Below are 23,402 nucleotides of genomic sequence, written 5' to 3' on the forward strand. Positions count from 1 at the left end.
TCAAAATCCTACGCGTTAACGTTTGTTTAATCATTCTGTCATGACCGGCCCATAGAGAGCCTTTCACGAAGGGGCGGAAGACGCTGGGGCCTTGCCCGGTGTCGTCCCTGTTCGGTGAGCTTCTGGAGGATTGAGTGATGGCCGCTTCCCACGATCAGGTTTCGCAGCTCGTCGGAGCGCCGGTTGCGGCTCCGGTGACCCGGAACGTTCTCGAGCCGGTCCTGTCGGGCAGCCGGATCGGCGCTGTGCAAGCGAGCTTCGCGCATGGGAAGACGCTTCCCGCCCCGCCGGCCGCGTCCGGCCAAACCAAAGCGCCGGCGACCGTCTTCGCCTCGGAAACGGCGGGGCTCGCCACTGAGGAGGCGGATGCCGGCACCGGCTCGGGAGACGGCGTCGCGCGCGCCGAAACCCATCGAGGCAGCGATGCCGCGCTGAACGCGGTCTCGGCCATCGCGCTGCGCGGCCTCGCCTCCAGGCCCGCCGCCGTCCAGCACGCCGGCGGCGCGGCCAGGCTGGCGCTCGCCACGGCCGAAACCGGCGAAAATTCCGGTCATTCGCATGCGAAGCGGCCCGAAACCCGGAATTCCGGCGAAGGCGCGCAGGAGCATCGCGGCCCCTTCACGCAGGCGGCTCCGGCCGTGGCGTCAGCGGGCGCGATCAGCGATCTGATCCTGAAGGGCACCCCCGATGACGATGTCCTCGCCGGCGGCGACGGTGACGACGAGATTCGCGGCGAGGCGGGCGACGACACGCTGTCCGGCAATGGCGGCGACGATCGGCTCGAAGGCGGCGCCGGCGACGACAGGCTGGAAGGCGGCGTCGGTGACGACACGCTGATCGGTGGGGCCGGCGACGATACGCTGATCGGCGGCGCCGATCATGACCGGCTCGAGGGCGGGGAGGGCAACGACACTCTGGTGGCCGGCGCCGGCGACGTCGCTTTGGGCGGCGCTGGCGACGACCGCATCGAGATCTCGACCGATGGCGGGATCCCCTTCGTGATCGATGGCGGGGAGGGCAGCGACACGCTGCAGCTCGAGAGCGCCGGCGCCGGCTCGCTGGCCCGGGCCCGGGTGCAGAATGTCGAGAGGCTGGTGGTCAAGAGCGGCAGCTGGAATCTGGGCGACGCCTCGGTCTATTCCGACATCACGGTGAAATCCGGCGGCTCCGTCGTCTCCTCGATCGCGATCGGCCAGGGGGATCGGCTGACCGTGGAGGCCGGGGGCGTCGTGACCGCCTCCGCCCCGGTGGTCTGGAGCGGGGGCGACGCCGAGATCGGCAATGCCGGCCGGATCGAGGGCGAGCGCGCGATCGATACCGGCAAATCCGCCGTCGACGGCACGCTCACCATCACCAACCGGGCCGGCGGCGCCATCCTGGGCAGCGATGACGCGATCCGCATCCAGTCGCTCGGCGGCTCGGCGAGCGGCGCGGTCGTCATCGACAATGCCGGCACGATCCGCAGCGAGACCGGCGAGGCACTCGACCTGAAGAAGAGCGATTCGGCGAAAGCCTCCTTCACGATCACCAACCGGGCCGACGGCGTCATCGAATCCCGCGGCTCGGAAGCGATCAAATTCGGCCATGGCACGACGCTGCACAATGACGGGCTGATCCTCGGCGGCACGCGCGACGACAAGCAGAGCGGCGTCAATATCGGCAAGGATGCCGGCGGCAAGCTGCTCAACCATGGCGGCGGCCTGATCTCGGGCGGGCATCATGGCGTCAACGGTGACGCCGCCGCCACCATCGTCAATGACGGGATGATCCTCGGTCAGAACGGCTCGGGCATCAATCTGGACACGGTCAGCACCTCGACCACGGTGATCACCAATTCCGGCACGATCGCCGGCCAGGCGCGCAGCGGCGACGGCGACGGCATCGATGTCGACGGCCTGCTCTTCCTCACCAATTCCGGGACCATCAAGGCGATCGGCCGCACCGCCAATGGCAGCAACGAGGCGCTCGCCATCGGCGGTGGCCTGATCCGCAACCTCGCGGGCGGGCTGATCCATAGCGACGAGCGCGCCATCCAGGTCGACGACAGCAATGGCGGCAGCGCCTTTGCGGCCGTGACCATCGAGAATGCCGGCACGATCAAGGGTGCCGGTGGCGAGGCCATCCGCATCCTCGGCGACTTCGCCGACAGCGTCAGCAATTCCGGCTCGATCATCGGCAGCGTCTCCATGGCCGGCGGCGACGACACGCTGACCAATTCCGGCACCATCACCGGCGCCATCGACATGGGCTCCGGCGACGACGAGGTGACGATCGACGCGACCGGCACGATCGACGGCGCGCTGTCGCTCGGCGCCGGCGACGACACGCTGCGCCTGGCCGTCGGCTCCAGCATCACCGGCGCCATCGATGGCGGCGCCGGACAGGACACTGTGGTGCTCACCGGCAGCGGCGAGGGCGCTCTGGCGGAGACGAGCGCTATCGAGGCGCTGGTCGTCGCCGGCGGCACCTGGACGCTCGATGGCCGCGGCGCGGGCTTTTCCAGCGTCACCGTCAAGGCCGGGGCCGCGATCGCGGAGGGGCTGATCGTCGACGCGTCCGATCATGTCACGGTCGAGAAGGATGGCGCGATCCTCGGCGCCGATGCGGCGGCGATGGTCTGGTCGGGCATGGCGAACGGCGCCGTGATCGACAATGCCGGCCGGATCGGCGTCGACAGCCCCTGGAGCTGGATCGAGAAGCCGGCCTTCACCAATAGCGATCAGTTCGGCGCGCCCGCGGGCAAGGGCTCGCTGACCCTGAACAACCTCGCCGGCGGCAAGCTCGGCGTGGTCTCGATCAAGGGCGATCTCGGGCAAAGCGGGTCCTTCACCCTCAACAATGCCGGCACGATCACCCGCGCCACGCCGACCACGCTGATCGACATCGCCAAGACCGGCGCGGCGGCGATCAAGCTCGCCAATACCGGCAGCATCCTCGGCGGCGGCAATGCCACCTTGATCTCGCTCGACGGCACCAGCGCCGCCGAGATCGAGAATTCCGGGAGCATCCGCCAGAGCGACGACACCGGAGCCGGCGTCGATGCCACGGCGATCGACCTGCACGCCTCGCAGGGCACGAAGATCACGAACAAGGCGGGCGGCCTGATCGAGGGCGCGCGCCATGCGATCTCCGGCACGGGCCCGGTCAGCATCGCCAACGCCGCCGGCGCGACCATCGCCGCGCGTCTCTCCTCCGCCATCGCCTTGGGCGACGGGGATGACAGCGTGACCAATGACGGCACGATCAAATCCGCCAGGGGCGTCGCGATCGCGCTGGGGGGCGGCAACGACACGCTGACCAATTCAGGCAGCATCGCCGGCGATGTCGATCTCGGCGCCGGCGACGACACCGTCACCAATGCGGGGACGATCACCGGCGGCCTGGCGCTGGGCGCGGGGCGGAACACGCTGCGCAACAGCGGCTGGATCGGCGGCTCGGTCAGCTTCGGCGATGGCGACGATCGCGTGACCCTGGTTGCCGGCTCGCGCATCGGCGGCGATGTCGATCTCGGCGACGGCGCCAACACGCTTTCGGGCGTCGGCCGCATCGGCGGCGACATCCTGGCCGGTTCGGATGATGATCAGGTCTATCTGGGCGCGGAATCCAGCGTCTCCGGCTCGATCTCGCTCGGCGAGGGCGACAACACGCTGGCACTGGCCGGAAGGGTCGGCGGCGACATCACCACCGGGGAAGGCGATGATGTGGTGACGATCGCCGTCGATGGCGCGGTCGAGGGCGGCATCACCTTGGGCGGCGGCAAGGACAGCCTGACCATCGCCGGCACCGTCTCCGGGGATATCCTCACCGGCGAGGGCGACGACATGATCCAGCTGGCGCGGGGCGGCAGCGCCGGCCATATTCTCGCCGGCGACGGCGCGGACAGGCTGAGCAATGCCGGCACCATCTCCGGCTCCGTCCTGCTGGGCGCCGGCGATGACAGCCTGGAGAATACGGGCTCGATCGCCGGCCCGGTGATGCTGGGCGATGGCGACGACAGCCTGACCAGCTCCGGCGCGATCGAGGGCGACGTCAATGCCGGCGACGGCAATGACCGGCTGGTGTTCCGGGCCGGCGCCACCGTTCTCGGCCTGATCAGCCTCGGCGCCGGCGACGACAGCCTGGATGCCGGAGCCGTGACCTGGGATCTCACCGTCGATGGCGGCGCCGGTGCGGATCGCATCACCACGGGCGCCGGCAATGACAGCATCAGCGCCGGCAGCGGCGACGATATCATCACCGCGGGGGCCGGCGACGACGTGGTCAAGGCCGGCGCGGGCAGCGACAGCATCGATGGTGGCGCCGGCCATGACGTGCTCGATCTGACGGAGGCCACGGGCGCCGTCACCGTCGATATGCGGGCGGGCACGGCCTCCGGCGCCGGCATCGACGGCGATCGCTTCACCGGCATCGAGGAGGTCCGGCTGGGAGCCTTCGGCGGCCAGGTCGTCGGCAGCGATGGCGACGACACGATCAAGGGCGGCGGCGGCACCAGCATCCTCTCCGGCGGTGCGGGCAATGACCGGCTGGTCGGTGGCACCGGGGTGAATACGCTGAATGGCGGCTCGGGCGACGATACGCTGATCGGCGGCGATCAGGGCGACACGCTCTCGGGCGGCTCCGGCGCGGATCTGATCACCGGCGGGTCGGGCCATGACCGGATCTCCGGCGGCTCGGGCAGCGACACGCTGAATGGCGGCGCCGGCGACGACATCCTCACCGGCGGTTCCGGGGCGGATAATTTCGTGTTCGCGGCGGGCTTTGGCAAGGATACGGTCACCGACTTCACGGCGCAGGGCCCCGGCCACGACGTGATTACCTTCGACCATGTCTTCGCCGATTTCGCATCGGCGATGCGCTCCGCCACCCAGGTCGGGTCGGACACGGTCTTCACCATCGACGACCACACCACGCTGACGCTGCAGAACACGCAGCTCTCCTCCCTGACAGCCGACGATTTCCGCTTCGTCTGAGAGTGAGAAGACGCTGCCCGGTCCGACTCCGCGGACCGGGCAGCGTGAGTTTTGAGCGGCTGAGGAGGGCGCCGCCCGGGTGCCAGGGGGCGCGTCGGTCAAGGGCGGCAAGGTGGTGCAACTGCGCGAGAGCCGTTCGCGGCCGAATGCGGGCATCGTCACCTTCCTGCACCGCGCCTATAATCAGCACGACGACCTCGTCGCCCAATGCCGCCGCTCCGGTCTGCAGAAGCAGCGGGCAGAGGCGTGACCTGCCTGACCTCCGCCTGACCCTCGCCAGCCCCCCGCCAAACCCGGCCGGAACCTCGCAATCCGAGCGAAGTTGCTCGAGGAAGCGGGGGCTCTGACCCAGGAGCGACGATGCGTTTCGAAACCAAGGAATATGTAGCTGCCTTTCTGATCGCCGTGATGATGCTGTCGCCCTTGGCGGCGGCCGTGCTGACGGCCGATGATCCCGGCCTGCAGCAGAAGGCGCGGACCGATCTGATCCAGCCCGACCCGGCCAAGGCACCGACCGGGGCGCCACCGCCTCCCGGTGCGCCGACGCGCTGAGCAATGAGCGGCCCGGTCCCACGACCGGGCCGTTTTCCGTTCCGGCCTATGGCCAGGCGCAGTGAGCGACCAGCGAGAACGTGTTTGGACTTACCGCGCCCCGCGGTGACTTCATGGCTCCGGCAGTTCCGGGAGAGAAGTCCATGCGCGTGATCGCCGCCGTCCTATGTCTCGCGACGGGTCTCGTCGGCGGCCTCGCGCGAGCCGGCGAGCTCAAAATCCTGACCGCCGGTGCCTTCAAGCCGGTCGTGCTGGCGCTGGCCGAGGATTTCGAGCGGCAGAGCGGCCACAAGCTCCTGATCGACAATGACACGGCCGGTGCGCTGTCGCGGCGGATCGGCGCCGGCGAGGCCTTCGATCTCGCGATCGTGACGCCCGGCGTGATCAGGGACCTCGTCGACAAGGGGCGGATCGCGGCTGGAACCCCGGTCGATCTGGCCCGCACCTCGATCGGGGTCGCGGTGAAGGAGGGGGCTGCGAAACCCGCCATCGCCACGGTCGCGGATTTCCAGGCCGCGCTGCTGGCAGCCGGCAAGGTCGCCTATATCGATCCCGCCGCAGGCGGATCGAGCGGGATCTACTTCGCCAGGCTGATCGAGACGATGGGGATCGCCGAGGCGGTGAAAGCCAAGGCGGTGCTCGTCCCGGGTGGGCTGGTCGCGGAGAAACTGGTGACCGGCGAGGCCGATCTCGCCGTGCATCAGATCAGCGAGATCCTGGCCGTGAAGGGCGTGACGCTGGTCGGGCCTTTGCCTGCCGAGATCCAGAACGTCACGACCTATTCCGGCGGCATCGGCGCGAAAGCCGCCGAGCCGGAGATCGCGAAGGCATTCCTGGCCTTCCTGGTCGGGGAGCCGGGCCGGCGCGTCCTCGCTGCGCGCGGCATGGAGCCGCCCTTCCGCTAGGCCGAAGGGACCGGCGAACCGCGGCCGGCGCGGGCACCTCGCGCGATCGTGCCGAGGCGGATTGACGCTGCCGCCGAACAATTCGCGCCACCCGACATTCAAGGATCTCGACCGCGCATCCTGCCGCGCCAGTTGGAGATCTCATCATGGCCCATTCACTCAAGGCCCTGCTCGTCGCGGGGGTGGCGACCTCGGCGCTGGCACTGGCCGGTTGCAACGACAAGCCGCTGCCGGAAGAAGCGGGCTATGGACCCAATCCGACGCTGCCGCGGCCGAAAGCCTCCTGGCTGCCGACGGTGAAGATCGCCGATGCGGTGGGCTGGAAGGAGGGCGACAAGCCGGTGGCCGCCAGCGGCGGACAGATCACCGCCTTCGCCACCGGGCTCCAGCATCCGCGCTGGCTCTATGAACTGCCCAATGGCGACATTCTCGTAGCGGAAAGCGATGCCCCGCCCAAGCCCGAGGGCAAGAGCGGCGGCATCCGCGGCTGGATCCAGGGGCTCTTCATGAAGAAGGCCGGGTCGAAGACCCCGAGCGCCGATCGCATCAGCCTGCTGCGCGACCAGGATGGCGATGGCGTCGCCGAGACCAGGAGCGTCTATCTGAAAAACCTCACCTCGCCCTTCGGCATGGCTCTGGTCGGAGACCAGCTCTACATCGCCAATGCCGATGCCGTGGTGCGCGTGCCCTATATCGCCGGCGAGACCAGCAACGGCGCCAGCCCGGTCAGGGTCGCGGCGCTGCCGGCCGGCCGCAACCATCATTGGACGAAGAGCATGGTGGCGAGCGAGGACGGCACGAAACTCTATGTCGGCGTCGGCTCCAACTCCAATGTCGGCGAGTACGGCATGGCGGAGGAGGAGCGGCGCGCGGCGGTCCTGGAAATCGATACGGCGAGCGGCGCGACGCAGGTCTTCGCGTCGGGGCTGCGCAACCCGGTCGGCATCGACTGGAACCCGGTGACGAAGGAGCTCTGGGTCGCGGTCAACGAGCGCGACGAGATCGGCGACGATCTCGTTCCCGACTACATGACCTCGGTGAAGCGGGACGGTTTCTATGGCTGGCCCTACAGCTATTACGGGCAGAATGTCGACGATCGTGTCGAACCCCCGCGGCCGGAGCTCGTTGCCAAGGCGATCAAGCCCGATTACGCGCTGGGCTCCCACACCGCCTCGCTCGGCCTGACCTTCGTCAAGGACGGGCGGATGGGGCAGAGCTATCAGGGCGGCGTCTTCATCGGCCAGCACGGCTCCTGGAACCGCGCGACGCCGGTCGGCTACCGCGTAATCTTCGTGCCTTTCACCGAGGGCAAGCCCTCCGGCATGCCGAAGCCGGTGATGACCGGGTTTCTCTCCGACAAGGGCGAGGCGAAGGGCCGGCCGGTCGGGGTGCTGGTCGACAGGAAAAACGGGCTGCTGGTCGCGGATGATGTCGGCAACGCGATCTGGCGCTGGACCGAAGCCGCCGGTTCCTAGCGCGGCCAGGCTCAGGTCAGGCGCGACAGACTCGCCGGGCGGCCCCGGCCGGGCGCCGCCTCCGGTTCCGCTCAGCCCCCGCCCGGCTGCCCACCGCCGATCGCATCGGGGGCCGGATCGGGCGAGGCCTGCCGCGCCGGCCGCCCGCGCATCACATAGCTGTCGACCCGTTCGCGCTGCGTCAGATGCTCCACGCGATCGTGGAAAGGCGACAGCACGCAGACCGGGTCGGCATTGCGGGCATCCCCGGTCAGCGCCATCGCCTGGCAGCGGCAGCCGCCGAAATCGATCTCGCGCCGGTCGCAGCTGCGGCAGGGCTCGGCCATCCAATCCGTGCCGCGAAACGCGGCGAAGGCCGGGGATTCCTGCCAGATCTCGGCCAGATCATGCTCCCTGACGCTCCAGAAGACGAGGCCGGGGATGGTCTGCGCCGCGTGGCAGGGCAGCACCAGCCCACGCGGCGTCACGTTGAGCGACTGCCGGCCCCAGCCATTCATGCAGGGTTTCGGATAGCGCGCGAAATGATCGGGCGGGACGTAGTCGATGGTGATGCGGGAGGCCGTCGCCACGCGCAGCGCCGCGACCTGGTCGCGCGCGGCCAAGGCATCGGCCATGTCGGGCATCAGCGCATCGCGGTTGCGGGCCGCCCAGCCGTAATATTGCGCATGCGCCAGCTCGATCCGGCCTGCGCCCATGGCGATGGCCTCGTCGACCATCGCCGCCATGCGCGAAAGATTGCCGCGATGCAGGACGGCGTTGACCGTCAGCGGCAGCCCGGCAGCGATGACCAAGGTCGCGAAATCCCGCTTGCGGCGATGCGCCCCGGCGAGACCGGCGACACGGTCGGCATTGCGCTCCTCGGTATCCTGGATCGAGAGCTGGACATGGTCGAGCCCGGCCTCGGCGAGAGCGCCCAGCCGGTCGCGATCGAGCCCGATCCCGGAGGTGATCAGGTTGGTATAGAGCCCGGCATCGGCGGCCGCCGCGACGAGTTCGGTGAGATCGGCGCGGGCCGCGGGTTCGCCGCCGGAGAGATGCAGCTGCAAGATGCCGAGATCGGCGGCCTGGCGAAACACGCGGATCCAGTCGGCGGTGGCGAGCTCCTCCGCCTTCCGGTCGAGCTCCAGCGGGTTGCTGCAATAGGGGCAGGACAGCGGACAGCGATGCGTCAGCTCGGCCAGCAAAGCGAAGGGCGGCGGCGCGCTCATGTCTCGACCAGACGTCGCGCCATTAGATCCGCCAGAAGCGCGCGGACATCCTGCGCGATGCGCTCTCGCTCGCCCTGATAAGTCGAGGCCAGGATCTCCGCGATCTCATCGATGCCACGGGCGCCGTCGCAGAGCGCCAGGATCGCGGCCGAGGAGGCGTTGACGCGCAGCACATGCTCGGGCGCCAGCAGATTATGCCCGCCGCGAACCCGGTCCTCGCGCAGCCTGACCCCCTTTGCCAGCATCGGGCGGGCGTCGGGGCCGATCATGGCGCCCCGCCCGGCTGGAAGGCGCCGGGCGGGATCTGGCCGGCCGGGCCATAGGCATGGTCGAGCGCATCGAGCATCGCCCAGAGCACGTCGCATTTGAATTCGAGCGCGGCGACCACCGCATCCTGCAGGTCCGGGGTCGTGGCATGGGCGGCGACATAGGCGAGCGCGCTCTCGACATCGCGCGACGCCTGTTCCGGACGGGCCGTGAAATAGGCCAGGCTCTCGGCGCTGACGAAATCATAATGTGCCAGCATGCCGGAGACCCGCGTCTTGATGACCTGGGGCGAGAACAGCTCCGTCAGCGAGGAGGCCACGGCCTCGAGCAGCGGCCGCTCGCGGACGAAGGCGACATAGGCATCGACGGCGAAGCGCGTCGCCGGCAGCACGCCCCGATGCGCGATCACCGCGTCGCGGGCGAAGCCGAGGCTCTCGCAGAGCCGCAGCCAGCGCTCGATGCCGCCCTCGCCATCGGCCGCGCCGTCATGGTCGATGAGCCGCTGGCGCCAGGCCCGGCGCAGGGCGGGATCGTCGAGGCGCGCGATCAGGCTGGCGTCCTTGCGCGGGATCGCCGCCTGATAGGCATAGCGGTTCAGCGCCCAGGCCTGGACCTCGCTTTTGCTGCAGCCACCTGAATGCAGCCGCAGATGGAAGGGGTGGCGGTCGTGATAGCGTCTGGCACCGACCTCGCGCAGGCGGTCGAGGAGAGCGGGAGCGGAGAGGGCGGTCACAGCGGGATCTCCAGCCCGTCATAGCCGATCTCGACCCCGGCGCTCTCGACATGGCGACGCTCGCGGGACCCCTCGATCAGCACGGGGTTGCTGTTGTTGATGTGGATATAGATCTTGCGGGCGGCGGGCAGCTCCGCCAGCCAGGCGAGCGAACCGCCCGGACCGGTCATCGGCACATGGCCCATCCTGCGCCCGGTCTTCTCGCCGAGCCCCATCCGCAGCATCTCGTCATCCTCGAACAGGGTGCCGTCGCAGAGCACGATATCGGCCCGCGACACCCATGCCGCGAGATCGGGCGTGAGTTCCGCGCAGCCCGGGATATAGGCGAGGCGCCTCTCGGGCCCTTCGACCAGCAGCCCGCAGGCCTCGCCCGCCAGTGCGGCCGGTTCGCTGTCTCCGGTTTCGAGATAGAGCGGCGCCTTGCCGGGAACGGGAACCAGCGTGATCCGCATCTCCCGCGTCACCTCCAGAACCTCTCCGGCCGCGACGGTGCGGCGGCTCGCCATCAGCGGGGCGAAGAGCGGGTTGTCGGCGATGGCGGCCTGTACGGGAGCCAGCGCCAGCACGGCGAAGGCGTGCCGCTCGCGCAGATGCGCCAACCCAGCGATATGGTCGATCTCGGCGCTGGTCAGCACCACCGTATGGATCGGGGAGCGGCGCGTGGCGATCGGCCAGAGCGCCGTCGTCTTGCGCAATTGTTCGCCGAGATCAGGCGAGGCATTGACCAGGACGCAGCCATCCCCGTCGAGCAGCGCCAGCGAGGATTGCGTGCGCCAGGTCGCGCGGGGATCGCCGGCCCAGGCCAGCGCGCAATTGGCGCATCGGCAGTTCCATTGCGGAAAGCCGCCGCCCGCGGCCGAACCGAGAACGACGGCCTTCATGCCGAGATCACGCCTCGGCGGCTTCGACCGTCGCTTCGGGCGTCGTGTTCAGATCGTCGCCTTCACCGGCGGGCGCATAGGCGGTGACTTCCATGCCACAGGCGATGTCTTCGACGATGGGTGTTTCCCAGATCATGTCTCTCTCCTTGGATGCACCCCGAAGATACGCGCGCGACCCCCGGATGGATCCACATGCGGCACTATGACAGGGGCCCGGGCGAAGAAGTGCCTCCGCTATTCCGCGAGTTCGCGCATCACCTTGATCAGGTCGCTCTTGCCTTCGAAGCCGATGCCCGGCAGCTCCGGCATGACGATATGGCCGTCCTCGACCCGGACGCCGTCGGGAAAGCCGCCATAGGGCTGGAACAGATCGGGATAGCTCTCATTGCCGCCGAGCCCCAGCCCGGCCGCGATGTTCAGCGACATCTGATGCCCGCCATGCGGGATGCAGCGCGCCGGCGACCAGCCGAATTGCTGCAGCACGTCGAGCGTGCGCAGATATTCGACCAGCCCATAGGACAAGGCGCAGTCGAACTGCAGAAAGTCGCGGTCCGGGCGCATCCCGCCATAGCGGAGCAGGTTGCGCGCATCCTGATGCGAGAACAGATTCTCTCCCGTGGCCATCGGCCCGGGATAGAACTCCGAGAGCGCCGCCTGAAGCGCGTAATCCAGCGGATCGCCCGCCTCCTCGTACCAGAACAGCGGATATTGCCGCAGCATTTCCGCATAGGCGATGCCGGTCTTGAGATCGAAACGGCCATTGGCATCGACGGCGAGCCTGGCCTGCGCGCCGATTTCCGCCAGCACGGCCTCGATCCGGCGCTGGTCCTCGGCGATCGAGGCGCCGCCGATCTTCATCTTGACGACGGTGTAGCCGCGATCGAGATAGCTGCGCATCTCGGCGCGCAGCTGCGCATCGTCCTTGCCGGGATAGTAATAGCCGCCGGCGGCATAGACGAAGACCCGCGGATCGGCCTCGCGGCCCTTCTGCTCGGCCAGCAGGCGAAACAGCGGCTTGCCGGCGATCTTCGCGGTCGCGTCCCAGATCGCCATGTCGAGCGTCCCGACGGCGACCGAGCGCTCGCCATGGCCGCCCGGCTTCTCGTTGACCATCATCGCCGCCCAGAGCCTGTGCGGGCAGAGACTATCGCCGGCTTCGTTGAGAACGCTGTTCGGCTCGGCCTGGAGAAGCCGGTCGCGGAAGCGCTCGCGGATCAGGCCGCCCTGTCCATAGCGGCCATTGGAGTTGAAGCCGTAGCCGACGACCCGCCGGCCATCACGCTCGACATCGGTGACCACGGCGACGAGGCTCGCGGTCATCTTCGAGAAATCGATATAGGCGTTGCGGATGGGCGAGGCGATCGGCTTGGTGACCTCGCAGACGTCGACGATACGCATGAAATTCTCCCTGTCCCGCATGCAGATTCGGCATCGACCAAGCTCGGGCTTGATCGGAAAGGCGCGGCGGATTCGAGGCATAAGGCTGGACCAACCAGCAATCCAATGCCAAATTCGGTTCCTGCTATGCTCGAACGGCACTGACATGGATTATGATTGGCTGTCGGATTTCGAGGCTTTGGCGCAGCATCGAAACTTCTCGCGGGCTGCCGCCGCTCGCAACGTCACGCAACCGGCGTTCGGCCGCAGGATACGCGCTCTGGAAGAGTGGATCGGCGCCATTCTGTTCGAACGGACACCGCAAGGCGCGCGCCTGACGGCGGCGGGCGAGCACTTTCAGCCCCACGCGCGCGACCTGCTGAACATCCTCGATCGGGCCAGGCGCGAAACGCGCGTGATCGGCGAGCGCAACACCACCGCACTCACCATCGCGGCGACGCATGCCCTGTCTTTCACATTCTTCCCCGGCTGGATCCGGCGGGCCATGCAGGCGCAGGCGCTCGGCGCAATCAACCTGATCTCGGATAGCATGGCGGCGTGCGAGCAGCTGATGCTCTCCGGCGAGGCCCAATTCCTGCTCTGCCACGTCCATCAGGCTGTCGCCCCGCCATTCGCGGCGGACCGTTTCGCCAGTATGCGCATCGGGGACGACGTGCTTCTGCCGCTCTGCGCACCCAATGAGAGCGGGGGGGCCAGATGGGCACTGCCCGGCACCGCAGCAGAGCCGACGCCGTTTCTCGGCTACAGCCAAGCCTCGGGTCTCGGGCGGATCATCGCTGCTTGCGGCGGACTGCATATCGGCGCGTCGGCGACCAACCTGACATCCCATCTCGCCGCGACCCTGGCGACGCTGGCCCGTGATGGGCATGGCGTCGCATGGTTGCCGCTGACCCTCGCGGCGGAGGATCTGGACTGTGGCCGCCTGGTCCGTGCCGGGTCGGACCACTTGGATATTCCGGTCGAGATACGACTGTTCCGATCGCCGGACAGGCTGAATGAAGCGGCAGAGGATCTATGGACTGGTGCATGTCATCACTCTCAGGAGCGACGCTGAGCGCCTCCTGCTGACCTAGGCGATGCCGGTCTCGAGCTCGAAGCGGCCATTGGCATCGACGGCGCGCCTCGCCTGCGCGCCGATCTCGGCGAGCACGGCCTCGATCCGACGCTGCTCCTCGGCGATCGAGGCGCCGGGATCGTCATAGCCGCCGGCTGCATGGACCCGCGGATCGGCCTCGCGGCCCTTTTGGCCGGGTGCCGTGGCGAGCATGGGCGTGGCAGCTTTTACTATGTGAGCCAAGGGTTTGCGCGCGATTCGGGACGCGCCGCCCGGTATCGCCGGGCCCGGCGGTAAGCTGCGTCCGAGCGATTAGAGCAAAGACTTTATTGATCCGTTCATAACTTCCATCGACCCTGTCCGCCAATCGGGTTGCGGCATATGAAAATTCTACGGCTTTTTGCGGGTCTGATCTTATTACTTGGTGGGCTTTATGTTCTCATCGGCGAACACTTTGCCGGTACGTCAGCGGACGCCACCGTCAATGCGCGGATCACCGTCATCCGTGCGCCGATCGAAGGCGTCGTCTCACTGGCGGTGCGCAGCATCGGCGCGCGCGTCAGGGCAGGGGAGCTGATCGCCGACATCGTCGACGACCGGTTCGACACCGCCCGGCTGATCGATCTCGAACGGCAATCGGATAGCCAAAAGCTCGAGGCGAAGCGCGCCGCGGCGCAGAAGCTCGCTCTGATCCAGGCCCGCGACGGTTTCGCGGCGCAGCTCGTCAGCTATCAGAAGGGCCGCATCGGGCAGATCGAGGCGCGGCTGGCGGAGGCGCGCGCCGCGCAGGACGCCTCGGCGGCACGGCTGCGGGAAGCCGAGGGCACCCTGCGCCGCGCCAATGAGCTCAACGATCGCGGGGTCCAGACCGCCGCCAATCTCGAACGCTCGCGCGCCGCCTCGGATGTGGCGCAGCAGGAGCTCGAAAGCGCCAGGCAGCGCAGCAACTACCTCACCACCGAGCTGGCCGCGGCGCGCACCGGCGTCTTCATCGGCGATTCCTACAATGACGCCCCCTTCTCCTCGCAGCGCGTCCGCGAGCTCGATCTCAGACTGGCGGAGCTCGAGGCGGAGCAGGCCCAGCACGAGGCACGGGTGGCGCTGCTGGAGCGGCAGATCGCGGCGGAGCGGGTGCGCATCAACCGCCTGACCTCGGCCTCGCTGACGACGCGGGTCACCGGCATGGCCTGGGATTTCCTGATCGACGACGGCGAATATGCCCGCCGCGGGCAGGATCTCGTCCGGCTCGTCGATTGCAGCACGCTGATCGTCACGGCCGGCGTCACGGAATCGCTCTATGACAGCCTCTCGATCGGCTACCCCGTGCAGTTCCGGCTGTTCGGCGACGAGCGCGTCTTCGACGGCACCGTAACGAGGCTCGGCGGCTCCGGCGCGACCAGCCTCTACGCCAATCTCGCGGTGGGGCCGAGCGCCGAGCATTTGCAGCGCTTCGACGTCACGGTCAGCGTGCCCGCGCTCGCCGCCCAGAACGATCTGAGCTGCGCGATCGGCCGCACCGGCCGGGTGATCTTCAGCAGCGGCCCGATCGCCACCATGCGCCGCTTCCTGACCCGCTACGGGTTCTGATGCTGGCGCTGCCGCCTCTGCTCTCGGCCTTCGCGGGCACCGCCGTGGTGCTCGGCCTGCGCCTGCTCCTGCTGCCGCACCTCGATCCCAGGCGCTGGTACTGGCGCGCGCTGCTGCTCGGCGGCGCCACGCTCCTGGCCTGGCGCTACATGGCCTGGCGCCTGACGGAGACCACCGCGCCGCTGGCCTGGAGCTGGGACGCGCTGTTCAGCTGGAGCTTCGCGATCCTGGAGGCGCTGACCGTCCTCTCCTCATCGGTCGCCTTCTTCATCCTGTCCCGCGTCAAGGACCGCAAGCAGGAAGCGAGCCTGCACGCGCAATGGTGGCGCCCGAAACCGCCGCCGCGGGTCGACATCTTCATCGCCACCTATAATGAACAGCTCGAAGTGCTGGAGCGGACCATCATCGGCGCCAAGGCCTCGGCGTTCCCGGTCAATGTCTTCGTGCTCGACGATGGCCGCAGGCCCTGGCTGGCCGAGGCCTGCCGACGCTTCGGGGTCGGCTACTTCGCCCGGCCCGACAATGCCCATGCCAAGGCCGGCAACATCAATTACGCCCTGAACGCCCGACGCGACGCAGCCGACGCACCCGATTTCGTCGCGGTGCTCGACGCCGATTTCGTTCCCCATGTCGATTTCGTCGATCGGGCGCTGGCGCTGTTCCACGACCCCTCGGTCGGGCTCGTGCAGACCCCGCAGCATTTCTTCAACCCCGATCCGATCCAGCACAATCTCGGCATCAGCTCGGCCTATCCGGACGAGCAGCGGCACTTCTTCGACAATGTCGAACCCGCCCGCGACGCCTGGGGCATCGCCATCTGCTGCGGCACCTCCTCCATGGTCCGCACCATTGCCGTGCAGGAGATCGGCGGGCTGCCGACCGAAAGCGTCACGGAGGATTTCCTCCTGACGCTGCGGCTGGCCGAACATGGCTGGAAGACCGTCTACCTCAACGAGGCGCTGACCGAGGGGCTCGCCCCCGAAGGGCTGCAGGAGTACATCGTCCAGCGCGGCCGCTGGTGCCTGGGGATGATGCAGATCGTCCGGAACGTCTACGGCCCCTTCGGCCGCCACCGCCTGTCCTTCATGCACCGCCTCAGCGTCTTCGATTCCCTGCTCTACTGGAACACGACCTTCGCGTTCCGCCTCGCCGGGATCATCTGCCCGCTGCTCTACTGGTGGGGCGGCGTCACGGTCGTGAACGCGTCGCTGGCCGACATCATCATCTATTACTGCCCTTATTACATCGCCGTGATGGCGACGCTGAACTGGCTGTCGAAGGGGCTGTTCATCCCGGTGGTGAACGATGTCGGCCAGCTCGTCGCCGCCTGGCCGATCACCCGCGCCGCCGCGACCGGGCTCCTGACCAAGGGCCCGCATAAATTCTCGGTGACCGCGAAGGGCGGCGACCGCACCCGGATCGTCGTGCAATGGCCGCTGATGTGGCCGTTCCTCGTGCTGTTCGCGCTCACGGTCGGCGGGCTGCTGGTCAATCTCCGCTCCGACTTCCTTTTCAACAATGCCGGGACGGCCGGCGACGGCATGGTCGTCGTGATGTTCTGGACGATCTACAACCTCTTCGTCCTGCTGGTGGTGATCGCGGCCTGCGTCGAGCGCCCGCGCCTCAACCAGCCGCAGCGCCAGGTGCTGCAGCGCGTCGTCCTCGAGACGCAGGGGCGCGAGCTGCGCGGCTGGCTCGTCAGCCTCGGCACCGACCATGCCCGGATCAGCGGCCCGGTCGGGCTGGCCAAAGGCCAGCCGGCCGCGTTGCGCCTGCCGATCATCGGCGCGATTGCCGGGCGGGTCCGCGACACCACGCGGGACGGCTATCTCATCGACCTCGAGCCCAGCGACGACCAGCGCAGCCTGATCATCGCCAAGCTGCACACCGCCTCGCTCACGCCCGGCACGGACAAGGGCGATATCGGCCTGATGATCCGCGAATTGGCGCGGGCGCTCACTCGCTAGGGGACAGGACATGGCAGCCAGACGAGCGCTTCGCGCGAAACGCCCCGGCCTCCGGACCTGGGTCATCATCGGCGGTGCGCTGCTGATGCTGATCCCTGCGGTCACGGCCGGCAGCTTCTATACCGGCACATTGCAGCGCCGCTCCGAGGAGCTGCTCGTCGACAAGCTGACGGGACGCGGCGAACTCAGCGCCGGCCTGCTGGCGCGTCGCCTCCACCAGCTCTGGCTGCAGGTCGAAGCCTTTTCGCGCACGGTCGACATCGCCCGGCTCGACAAGGTGCGCGAGCAGATCGACTTCATCGGCGACCTCGACCAGCGCTATTCCTGGATCGGCATCGCCAATGTCGACGGCAAGGTCCTGGCGGCGAGCCGCGGCATGCTGGAGGGGGCGAGCGTGGCGCAGCGCCCCTGGTTTCGCCGCGGGCTGACCGGACCGACCGCGGTCGACGTTCATGAGGCGCAGCTGCTGGCACAGCTGCTGCCCCAGCGCGCCGAGCCGCCGCGCTTCATCGACCTCGCCGCCCCGGTCAAGCAGGATGGCGGGGCGACGCTCGGCGTGCTGGGCGCGCATCTCGACTGGCGCTGGGTGATCGAGAACCTGGCCAGCATGCAGGCGCCGGGCATCGACGTCCTGCTCCTGTCGCGCGAGCGCACGGTGCTCTACGGGCCGCCGGACCTCGTCAACAAGCCGCTCACCGTCGGGTCCGCCCTGTCGGCGAACCGGGCGACCTCGATCGTCCTCGACGAGCGCTGGCCCGACGGGAAGGACTATATCACCGTGGTCATCCCGGCGGTCGGCCACGACAATCTCCCGAGCTTCGGCTGGTCGCTGCTCATCCGGCAGGACCGGGACGCCGCGCTGCGACCGACGCGCGACCTCGTCCGCAGTTTCTGGACGATGCTGGGCGCCGGCGCCCTGGTCGCGATCATCCTGCTCGCTCTGGGCGCGCAATGGATCACCACGCCGCTGCGGCGCCTGGCCGGATCGGCCGAGGCCATCCTGGACGATCCCGAGGCGGGCGCTCCCCATGTCGAGACCCGCTATGACGAGGCCGCGCGCCTCTCCGACGCGCTGGTCAGGCTGCAGAATGCGAACAGCAAACAGTGAGAGGCGAAGCAGCGGGCCGAGAGCCATCACCGTCCTGTCATGAAGCTCCGGTCAACAGGGGCAAAGCGCAATGGCCGGGCCCGATTCCATGCAGTTTCGCATCAGCAAAGCCAGTGACACAAGCTGGCCGCCTCTGATCCTGCTTCATGGTTCGGGCGGCAGCGAGATGGATATGCTGCCTCTGGCCGCTTCGGTGGCCCCGGGAGCGGCGACGCTCTCGCTGCGCGGCGCCATCCCCTGGGAGGAGGGCTACGCCTTCTTTCGCCGGCGGCCCGATCGCAGCCTGGACGAGGCGAGCCTGCGCGACGAGGCGCAGGCGCTGGCCGGTTTCCTGCGGCAGCTACCGGTTAGCCAGGGCTGGACGGAGCGCCCGGTGCTGATCGGCTTCTCGAACGGGGCGATCATGGCCGCAGCCCTCGTGCTGCTCTTCCCCGAGTTGATGCGGGGCGCCGCGCTGTTGCGGCCGCTCTCGCCTTTCGCCCCGAGCGCGGTGCCGCGCCTCGACGGGATGCCGATACTCGTCCTCGACGCGGCCCGCGACGAGCGGCGGCAGCCGCAGGACGGTGCCGACCAGGCCGCTCTGCTCAGCCAGGCCGGCGCCGCCGTCAGCCATCGCAGCACGGCATCCGGTCATCGCCTGTGCGAGGTTGATTTGGAGATCCTGCGCGACTGGCTCGCTCGCGCCTTCCCGGCCGATCGTCGCGGGCCGCTGTCCGGGGTCTGATCCCGCCCCGGCCGGCGAAAATCTAGCGCCACATCCCGCGCATCTTCGCCCGGACATCCATTCGCGGGCCGCCCAATGGCGCGCGCCCCTCGGACGCTTGAGCGAGCGGCCAGGCCACGCGCGCGAAATGCCCGAGCAGGGCGTTGGGGATGAAGCGCGTCCGATTGGCATAGACATGCCGATCGCCCGTCGCCGATTGCCCATGGGTGAAGAAGCGCTGCGGCACGACGAGATGCAGATCGTCCTTGGCGCGGGTCATGGCGACATAGAGCAGCCGCCGCTCCTCCTCGATCTCGTCCTTGGCGCCTGTACCGAGATCGCTCGGAATGCAGCCATCGACTGCATTCATGACGAAGACCGACTTCCATTCCTGGCCCTTGGCGGAATGGATCGTCGACAGGATCAGGTAATCCTCGTCGAGCAGCGGCACGCCGGCCTGGTCGCTGGTCGCATCGGGCGGATCGAGCGTGAGCTCGGTCAGGAAGCGCTCGCGGGAGGGGTAGCCGCCGGCGATCTGCTCGAGCTGGACGAGATCGGCCTGGCGGGTGGCGGCATCCTCGTGGATGCGCTCCAGATGCGGCTCGTACCAGCGGCGGGCGCGCTCGATCTCGCCCGGCCAGCCGGGCCGGCCGGTCCGCAGCTCCTCGATCGCGGCGACGAAGTCCGGCCAATCCTCGCCGGCGCGCGGCGGAGGAGGCGCGTCGCGCAAGGCTTCGAGCGGCGACGGCGCCTGCGCGACATGGTCGAGCACACGCTGCGCCGAATTGGGGCCGACGCCCGGCAGCAGCTGGAGCACGCGGAAGCCCGCGACCTTGTCGCGCGGATTCTCGACGAAGCGCAGGAGCGCCAGCAGATCCTTGATATGGGCGCTGTCCAGGAATTTGAGCCCGCCGAACTTGACGAAGGGGATGTTGCGGCGGGTGAGCTCGATCTCGAGCGGGCCGCTGTGATGCGAGGCCCGAAACAGCACGGCCTGCTCTTTCAGGATCGATCCGGCTTCGCGGTTCTGCAGCACCGTCTCGGCGATGAAACGGGCCTGGTCGGCCTCGTCGCGGACATGGACGAGCTGCGGCGGCGCTCCCGTGGCGCGATCCGTCCAGAGGTTCTTGGTGAAGCGCTCGGAGGCCAGATCGATCACCGCATTGGCCGCCGCGAGGATCGCGCTGGTCGAGCGGTAGTTCTGGTCCAGGGTGATGATCTCGGCCGGCGGCACGAAGGCGGCCGGGAAATCGAGGATGTTGCGCACGGTGGCGGCCCGAAACGAGTAGATCGACTGCGCGTCGTCCCCGACCACGGTCAGGCCCCGCCCATCGGGCTTCAGCGCCAGCAGGATCGATGATTGCAGGCGGTTGGTGTCCTGGTACTCGTCCACCATGACATGGTCGAAGCGCGCGCCGATCGCGGCGGCGATGTCGGGATCGGTCATGGCCTGCGCCCAATAGAGCAGGAGATCGTCGTAATCGAGCACGTTCTGGCTCTGCTTCGCCTCGACATAGGCGGCGAACAGCGTGTTCAGCTCGGCCGCCCAGGCGGTGCACCAGGGATAGGAGCGCCCGAGCACCTCCTCGATCGGCAGCTCCGCATTGACGCAGCGCGAATAGATCGCGAGGCAGGTGCCCTTGGTCGGGAACCGCGCCTCGGTCTTCGAGAATCCGAGCTGGTGCCTGACCAGATTCATCTGGTCGGCGGAATCCTCGCGATCATGGATGGTGAAAGCGGGATCGAGCCCCAGCTGATCGGCACAGTCGCGCAGCAGCCTGGCGCCGATGCCGTGGAAGGTGCCGGCCCAGCTCAGCGCATCGGCCAAGACGCCCGCGCCATCGCCCATCACCTTGCGCACGATCCTCTCGACGCGCCGCGCCATCTCCGACGCCGCGCGCCGTGAAAAGGTCATCAGCAGGATGCGGCGCGGATCGGCGCCGCTGACCAGGAGATGCGCCACCCGATGCGCCAGCGTGTTGGTCTTGCCCGAGCCGGCGCCGGCGATCACCAGCAAGGGCGCAGCGGCGAGGGAGCCGACGCCATGGGTGACCGCGCGGCGCTGCGCCGGGTTCAGCGCATCGAGATAGCTGATCGGGGTGAGGGCATTCATGATGGCTCGGCTCTTCGACGACGATGTTGGCAGGCCGCCCTCGGCGAGAACACAGTAGGAACATGCTTCGCATTGAAGTCAATGATTCAATCCGCGAGCGAGGAGGGGAGGCTGCCGCAAGCGGCCGCTTCATCTCTGCCACTGTCGATAGGTCAGGTTTTCGCGGAACAGGCGCCTGCCCAGGCCGTTCTCAAGCTGACCTATTCATCACAGGAGTTTCACATGGGCATTTTCGACAGCATCAAGCGGGCGATTTTTGGCGAGGCCAAGGCCGATACGGTGGCGGCGCCGACCCCTGCGACCGTTCCGGGCGCCGTGGTGCCGCCGATGGGCACCTCGACCGCACCCGCCTCGGCGCCGGCCGGCACGCCGGCGGGTCAGACCACCACCGCGGCCGGACCGGCCCCGATGTCGTCCGCGACCCAGGAGGTCGATGTCGCCCCCATCCTCGACAAGGCGGTGAAGGATAGCGGCCAGAACCTCAACTGGAAGACCTCGATCGTCGATCTGCTCAAGGCGCTGAAGCTCGACAGCAGCCTCTCCGCCCGCAAGGAGCTGGCGCATGAGCTCGGCTACACCGGCTCGACCGAGGACAGCGCCGCGATGAATATGTGGCTGCACAAGGCCGTCATCCGGAAGCTGGCCGAGAATGGCGGCAAGGTCCCGGCCGGCCTCGCCGACTGAGGGGAACGACCGATCCGACCGGAGCCCACGGGCTCCGCCGCGGCCCCGCGCGCCTGTTGAGGGCGGGCAGGGGCCGCCGAGCCGCGCTCCAAAAGGGCGCGGTCTATTTTTAGCCCGACCTCAGATCACGCCCATCACCCGGGCGAAGGCCCAGCCGACGGCTGCCAACCAGGCGAGCTGCATCCCGGCAAGGAACAGCAGCAGGCCACGCTCCATCAGGCTGTCGCTCATGATTGTCTCCTTCTGAAGCGTTTGGTTCAGGCCGGAACGCCCCGGCCGCGATACCGGGTCACGCTTCAAGTCCCGTACCATTCGAACACGTTGCGCCGGCGCCGGCCGTCGCCGGCCCGGTTCGGCGGGTGCGGGTTCAGAGTTGTCCGGTCTTGGAGCGGCGGGGAGAGGGCTGATTGGCGGCCGCCCGCAAAGGCGGCGGCCGCCCGGTCAGGGGGGCGCTGCGGAGGCGGGACGGCCCCTCCCGAAGAATCCGGTGAGCTTGGCCAGCCAGCCCAGCCCGAAAGCCAGGAGACCGAGCCCGATCAGCAGGATCTGCCAGAACTGCTCGTTCAGCCTGGCGGCGGTCCGCTCATAGGATAGGAGGACCTTGCCATTGCTCGTCGCCTCATAGATCAGGCTGGTTGCGGGATCGACGCGGAACAGCACCTTCTGGCCGGAGGGCACACGGTCGAGATCGTCCACCCACAGGTTCCTCGCCGGACGATAGAGGCCGGAATGGCGTCCCGCCCCGTAGAGCCGGATCTCCTGCGTCCTGTAGGTGCCGCGCGTCTGTCGCGCCCCCAGCCCGCCATAGGAGACGAGCGGCATCTCGACGATCACCGGCGCCTTTTCTTCGACCAGGACCAGCTGCTCCCGGGCGGTCGGACCCTTCCACCAGGCGGCCGCGAGCATAAACAGCCCGAGGCCCAGCCCGAAGGCGCTAAAGGCCAATGCCCAGTAATCGGTTCCAGTCCATTTCCCTGCCATCCGCGCCGACCACCCCTGCCGCGCATCGCCAGCCGAAGATTGCGCCGGAATGACGCCGGTGACAATGCGCCCCCCTTCAGCCCTCCAGCAGCCGTCGCATGGCGGGCACGTCGCATTGGAACTGGTTGATGCGCGGTTCGCAGATGAAGCCTTGCCGCTTCAGTTCCGCCATCGTCCGGCTCGCGGTCTCCGTCGTTAGGCCGAGCACGGCGCCGAGGTCCTCGCGGCTGAACAACTCACAGCGCTCGTCGCCGCGCGCCTCCGCCAGCCAGAGCAGGAGACGCACGACTCTCTCGCGCGACGAGCCGGTCGAAAATTCCGTGATCCAGCGGTCGGCATTGCTCAGCGCCCTGTGCCAGCGCGCCATCAGCTCGTTGAAGAGCTGGGCGTTGCTCTGGGAGAGCGACCGCACGAACTCCACCGGCAGCCGGCAGATCTCGGTCGGCTGAAGCGCGGTGGCGGTGTGCGGGTACTGGCCGACGATGAGCGCTTCGAGCCCGATCACGTCGCTGCCGCGCAACAGGCGCACGATGCGCTGCGTGCCGTCCGGCAGGAACTGAGTCAGCTTGACCATCCCGGAGCGGATCGTGAACAGCGAACCGGCCTCGTCGCCCATCCGATAGATCGTGGCGCCGGCTTCGTAGACCGACTGGTCGATGGGCCGGTGAAACCGCTCGAAATCATCCTCCGTCAGCCCCGCGAACAGCACCGAGCCGCGGATCGCGCAAAGGCGGCAATCCGCCGTGCCGGTCCAGGCTTCCGTCGCGCCGATCCGCTTCACGCATCGCTCCCCCGAGCCGTTCGAGCGCGGCATTG

General features: G+C 68.4%; 20 protein-coding genes and 1 pseudogene. 11 read left to right on the forward strand and 10 right to left on the reverse strand.

Annotation, left to right across the window (positions count from 1 at the left end):
- The first annotated feature begins 137 nt into the window (after window positions 1-137).
- From ASG72_RS12735 to ASG72_RS12750, 5 genes are all read left to right on the forward strand, one after another.
- The gene (locus ASG72_RS12735; protein WP_056712827.1) at window positions 138-4,970 is read left to right on the forward strand and encodes a hypothetical protein; all 4,833 of its coding nucleotides are present in this window, start codon (window positions 138-140) and stop codon (window positions 4,968-4,970) included.
- 79 nt (window positions 4,971-5,049) lie between these two features.
- On the forward strand, window positions 5,050-5,220 hold the full coding sequence (locus ASG72_RS20355; RefSeq protein WP_082540314.1) for a protein dehydratase: 171 nt from the start codon (window positions 5,050-5,052) through the stop codon (window positions 5,218-5,220).
- 110 nt (window positions 5,221-5,330) lie between these two features.
- Window positions 5,331-5,522, forward strand: a complete 192-nt coding sequence (locus ASG72_RS12740) for a hypothetical protein (RefSeq protein WP_056712828.1) — start codon at window positions 5,331-5,333, stop codon at window positions 5,520-5,522.
- A gap of 143 nt (window positions 5,523-5,665) precedes the next feature.
- Complete coding sequence (locus ASG72_RS12745) at window positions 5,666-6,427, forward strand: substrate-binding domain-containing protein (protein ID WP_056712830.1); 762 nt, start codon at window positions 5,666-5,668, stop codon at window positions 6,425-6,427.
- Window positions 6,428-6,573: 146 nt separating this feature from the next.
- The gene (locus tag ASG72_RS12750; protein WP_056712832.1) at window positions 6,574-7,902 is read left to right on the forward strand and encodes a sorbosone dehydrogenase family protein; all 1,329 of its coding nucleotides are present in this window, start codon (window positions 6,574-6,576) and stop codon (window positions 7,900-7,902) included.
- 71 nt (window positions 7,903-7,973) lie between these two features.
- Here the strand turns inward: ASG72_RS12750 and pqqE are convergent, their stop codons facing one another.
- The 6 genes from pqqE to ASG72_RS12775 form a co-directional block, all read right to left on the reverse strand.
- Window positions 7,974-9,110, reverse strand: a complete 1,137-nt coding sequence (gene pqqE, locus ASG72_RS12755) for a pyrroloquinoline quinone biosynthesis protein PqqE (RefSeq protein WP_082540315.1) — start codon at window positions 9,108-9,110, stop codon at window positions 7,974-7,976.
- Window positions 9,107-9,379, reverse strand: coding sequence for a pyrroloquinoline quinone biosynthesis peptide chaperone PqqD (pqqD, locus tag ASG72_RS12760; protein WP_056712833.1), 273 nt, complete (start codon window positions 9,377-9,379; stop codon window positions 9,107-9,109). Before pqqD ends, pqqE begins: the two co-directional genes overlap by 4 nt.
- The gene (gene pqqC / locus ASG72_RS12765) at window positions 9,376-10,110 is read right to left on the reverse strand and encodes a pyrroloquinoline-quinone synthase PqqC (protein WP_056712834.1); all 735 of its coding nucleotides are present in this window, start codon (window positions 10,108-10,110) and stop codon (window positions 9,376-9,378) included. Before pqqC ends, pqqD begins: the two co-directional genes overlap by 4 nt.
- Entirely contained in the window at window positions 10,107-10,991 is an 885-nt protein-coding gene (gene pqqB, locus ASG72_RS12770; protein ID WP_056712835.1) for a pyrroloquinoline quinone biosynthesis protein PqqB, read from the reverse strand. The genes pqqC and pqqB overlap by 4 nt, the downstream gene beginning before the upstream one ends.
- A 7-nt stretch (window positions 10,992-10,998) precedes the next feature.
- Window positions 10,999-11,127, reverse strand: coding sequence for a pyrroloquinoline quinone precursor peptide PqqA (gene pqqA, locus ASG72_RS20360; RefSeq protein ID WP_082540316.1), 129 nt, complete (start codon window positions 11,125-11,127; stop codon window positions 10,999-11,001).
- Between the two features lie 98 nt (window positions 11,128-11,225).
- On the reverse strand, window positions 11,226-12,389 hold the full coding sequence (locus ASG72_RS12775; protein ID WP_056714590.1) for a mandelate racemase/muconate lactonizing enzyme family protein: 1,164 nt from the start codon (window positions 12,387-12,389) through the stop codon (window positions 11,226-11,228).
- Between ASG72_RS12775 and ASG72_RS12780 the strand changes: the two genes are divergently transcribed.
- Entirely contained in the window at window positions 12,388-13,443 is a 1,056-nt protein-coding gene (locus tag ASG72_RS12780; RefSeq protein ID WP_348271587.1) for a LysR family transcriptional regulator, read from the forward strand. The genes ASG72_RS12775 and ASG72_RS12780 overlap by 2 nt on opposite strands.
- A gap of 18 nt (window positions 13,444-13,461) precedes the next feature.
- Here the strand turns inward: ASG72_RS12780 and ASG72_RS12785 are convergent.
- A pseudogene (locus ASG72_RS12785) lies at window positions 13,462-13,632 on the reverse strand (mandelate racemase); the annotation flags it as partial.
- Window positions 13,633-13,824: 192 nt separating this feature from the next.
- Between ASG72_RS12785 and ASG72_RS12790 the strand changes: the two are divergent.
- The 4 genes from ASG72_RS12790 (at window position 13,825) to ASG72_RS12805 (ending at window position 18,829) form a co-directional block, all read left to right on the forward strand.
- Window positions 13,825-15,030 (forward strand): HlyD family efflux transporter periplasmic adaptor subunit, encoded by a 1,206-nt coding sequence (locus ASG72_RS12790; protein ID WP_082540317.1) that lies wholly within the window; start codon window positions 13,825-13,827, stop codon window positions 15,028-15,030.
- Complete coding sequence (locus tag ASG72_RS12795) at window positions 15,030-16,997, forward strand: cellulose synthase catalytic subunit (RefSeq protein ID WP_056712841.1); 1,968 nt, start codon at window positions 15,030-15,032, stop codon at window positions 16,995-16,997. The genes ASG72_RS12790 and ASG72_RS12795 overlap by 1 nt, the downstream gene beginning before the upstream one ends.
- A gap of 10 nt (window positions 16,998-17,007) precedes the next feature.
- Entirely contained in the window at window positions 17,008-18,105 is a 1,098-nt protein-coding gene (locus ASG72_RS12800) for a cache domain-containing protein (RefSeq protein ID WP_056712843.1), read from the forward strand.
- A gap of 166 nt (window positions 18,106-18,271) precedes the next feature.
- Window positions 18,272-18,829 (forward strand): esterase, encoded by a 558-nt coding sequence (locus tag ASG72_RS12805; RefSeq protein WP_156395947.1) that lies wholly within the window; start codon window positions 18,272-18,274, stop codon window positions 18,827-18,829.
- A 22-nt stretch (window positions 18,830-18,851) separates the two neighbouring features.
- Here ASG72_RS12805 and ASG72_RS12810 read toward each other — a convergent pair whose 3' ends face one another.
- Window positions 18,852-20,921 (reverse strand): ATP-dependent helicase, encoded by a 2,070-nt coding sequence (locus tag ASG72_RS12810; RefSeq protein WP_056712847.1) that lies wholly within the window; start codon window positions 20,919-20,921, stop codon window positions 18,852-18,854.
- Window positions 20,922-21,143: 222 nt separating this feature from the next.
- Here ASG72_RS12810 and ASG72_RS12815 point away from each other — a divergent pair, with 222 nt between their 5' ends.
- Window positions 21,144-21,605, forward strand: a complete 462-nt coding sequence (locus ASG72_RS12815) for a DUF3597 domain-containing protein (RefSeq protein ID WP_056712849.1) — start codon at window positions 21,144-21,146, stop codon at window positions 21,603-21,605.
- 441 nt (window positions 21,606-22,046) lie between these two features.
- Here ASG72_RS12815 and ASG72_RS12825 read toward each other — a convergent pair whose 3' ends face one another.
- Together ASG72_RS12825 and ASG72_RS12830 are read right to left on the reverse strand one after the other, a co-directional pair.
- Window positions 22,047-22,511: a hypothetical protein gene (locus ASG72_RS12825; protein ID WP_156395948.1), complete on the reverse strand. Its 465-nt coding sequence runs from the start codon at window positions 22,509-22,511 to the stop codon at window positions 22,047-22,049.
- A 151-nt stretch (window positions 22,512-22,662) separates the two neighbouring features.
- Complete coding sequence (locus tag ASG72_RS12830) at window positions 22,663-23,367, reverse strand: Crp/Fnr family transcriptional regulator (RefSeq protein ID WP_200939941.1); 705 nt, start codon at window positions 23,365-23,367, stop codon at window positions 22,663-22,665.
- Window positions 23,368-23,402 lie beyond the last annotated feature (35 nt).

This window comes from Allobosea sp. Leaf344 (genome assembly GCF_001426225.1).
Classification (GTDB): Bacteria; Pseudomonadota; Alphaproteobacteria; order Rhizobiales; family Beijerinckiaceae; genus Allobosea.

What these genes read in the sequence shown, in the direction of transcription:
- ASG72_RS12735 (WP_056712827.1), top strand. Translation starts at nt 138, where the DNA reads ATGGCCGCTTCCCACGATCAGGTTTCGCAGCTCGTCGGAGCGCCGGTT.
- ASG72_RS12740 (WP_056712828.1), top strand. Translation starts at nt 5,331, where the DNA reads ATGCGTTTCGAAACCAAGGAATATGTAGCTGCCTTTCTGATCGCCGTG.
- ASG72_RS12745 (WP_056712830.1), top strand. Translation starts at nt 5,666, where the DNA reads ATGCGCGTGATCGCCGCCGTCCTATGTCTCGCGACGGGTCTCGTCGGC.
- ASG72_RS12750 (WP_056712832.1), top strand. Translation starts at nt 6,574, where the DNA reads ATGGCCCATTCACTCAAGGCCCTGCTCGTCGCGGGGGTGGCGACCTCG.
- pqqE (WP_082540315.1), bottom strand. Translation starts at nt 9,110, where the DNA reads ATGAGCGCGCCGCCGCCCTTCGCTTTGCTGGCCGAGCTGACGCATCGC.
- pqqD (WP_056712833.1), bottom strand. Translation starts at nt 9,379, where the DNA reads ATGATCGGCCCCGACGCCCGCCCGATGCTGGCAAAGGGGGTCAGGCTG.
- pqqB (WP_056712835.1), bottom strand. Translation starts at nt 10,991, where the DNA reads ATGAAGGCCGTCGTTCTCGGTTCGGCCGCGGGCGGCGGCTTTCCGCAA.
- pqqA (WP_082540316.1), bottom strand. Translation starts at nt 11,127, where the DNA reads ATGATCTGGGAAACACCCATCGTCGAAGACATCGCCTGTGGCATGGAA.
- ASG72_RS12780 (WP_348271587.1), top strand. Translation starts at nt 12,388, where the DNA reads ATGAAATTCTCCCTGTCCCGCATGCAGATTCGGCATCGACCAAGCTCG.
- ASG72_RS12775 (WP_056714590.1), bottom strand. Translation starts at nt 12,389, where the DNA reads ATGCGTATCGTCGACGTCTGCGAGGTCACCAAGCCGATCGCCTCGCCC.
- ASG72_RS12790 (WP_082540317.1), top strand. Translation starts at nt 13,825, where the DNA reads ATGAAAATTCTACGGCTTTTTGCGGGTCTGATCTTATTACTTGGTGGG.
- ASG72_RS12795 (WP_056712841.1), top strand. Translation starts at nt 15,030, where the DNA reads ATGCTGGCGCTGCCGCCTCTGCTCTCGGCCTTCGCGGGCACCGCCGTG.
- ASG72_RS12800 (WP_056712843.1), top strand. Translation starts at nt 17,008, where the DNA reads ATGGCAGCCAGACGAGCGCTTCGCGCGAAACGCCCCGGCCTCCGGACC.
- ASG72_RS12805 (WP_156395947.1), top strand. Translation starts at nt 18,272, where the DNA reads ATGGATATGCTGCCTCTGGCCGCTTCGGTGGCCCCGGGAGCGGCGACG.
- ASG72_RS12810 (WP_056712847.1), bottom strand. Translation starts at nt 20,921, where the DNA reads ATGAATGCCCTCACCCCGATCAGCTATCTCGATGCGCTGAACCCGGCG.
- ASG72_RS12815 (WP_056712849.1), top strand. Translation starts at nt 21,144, where the DNA reads ATGGGCATTTTCGACAGCATCAAGCGGGCGATTTTTGGCGAGGCCAAG.
- ASG72_RS12825 (WP_156395948.1), bottom strand. Translation starts at nt 22,511, where the DNA reads ATGCTCGCGGCCGCCTGGTGGAAGGGTCCGACCGCCCGGGAGCAGCTG.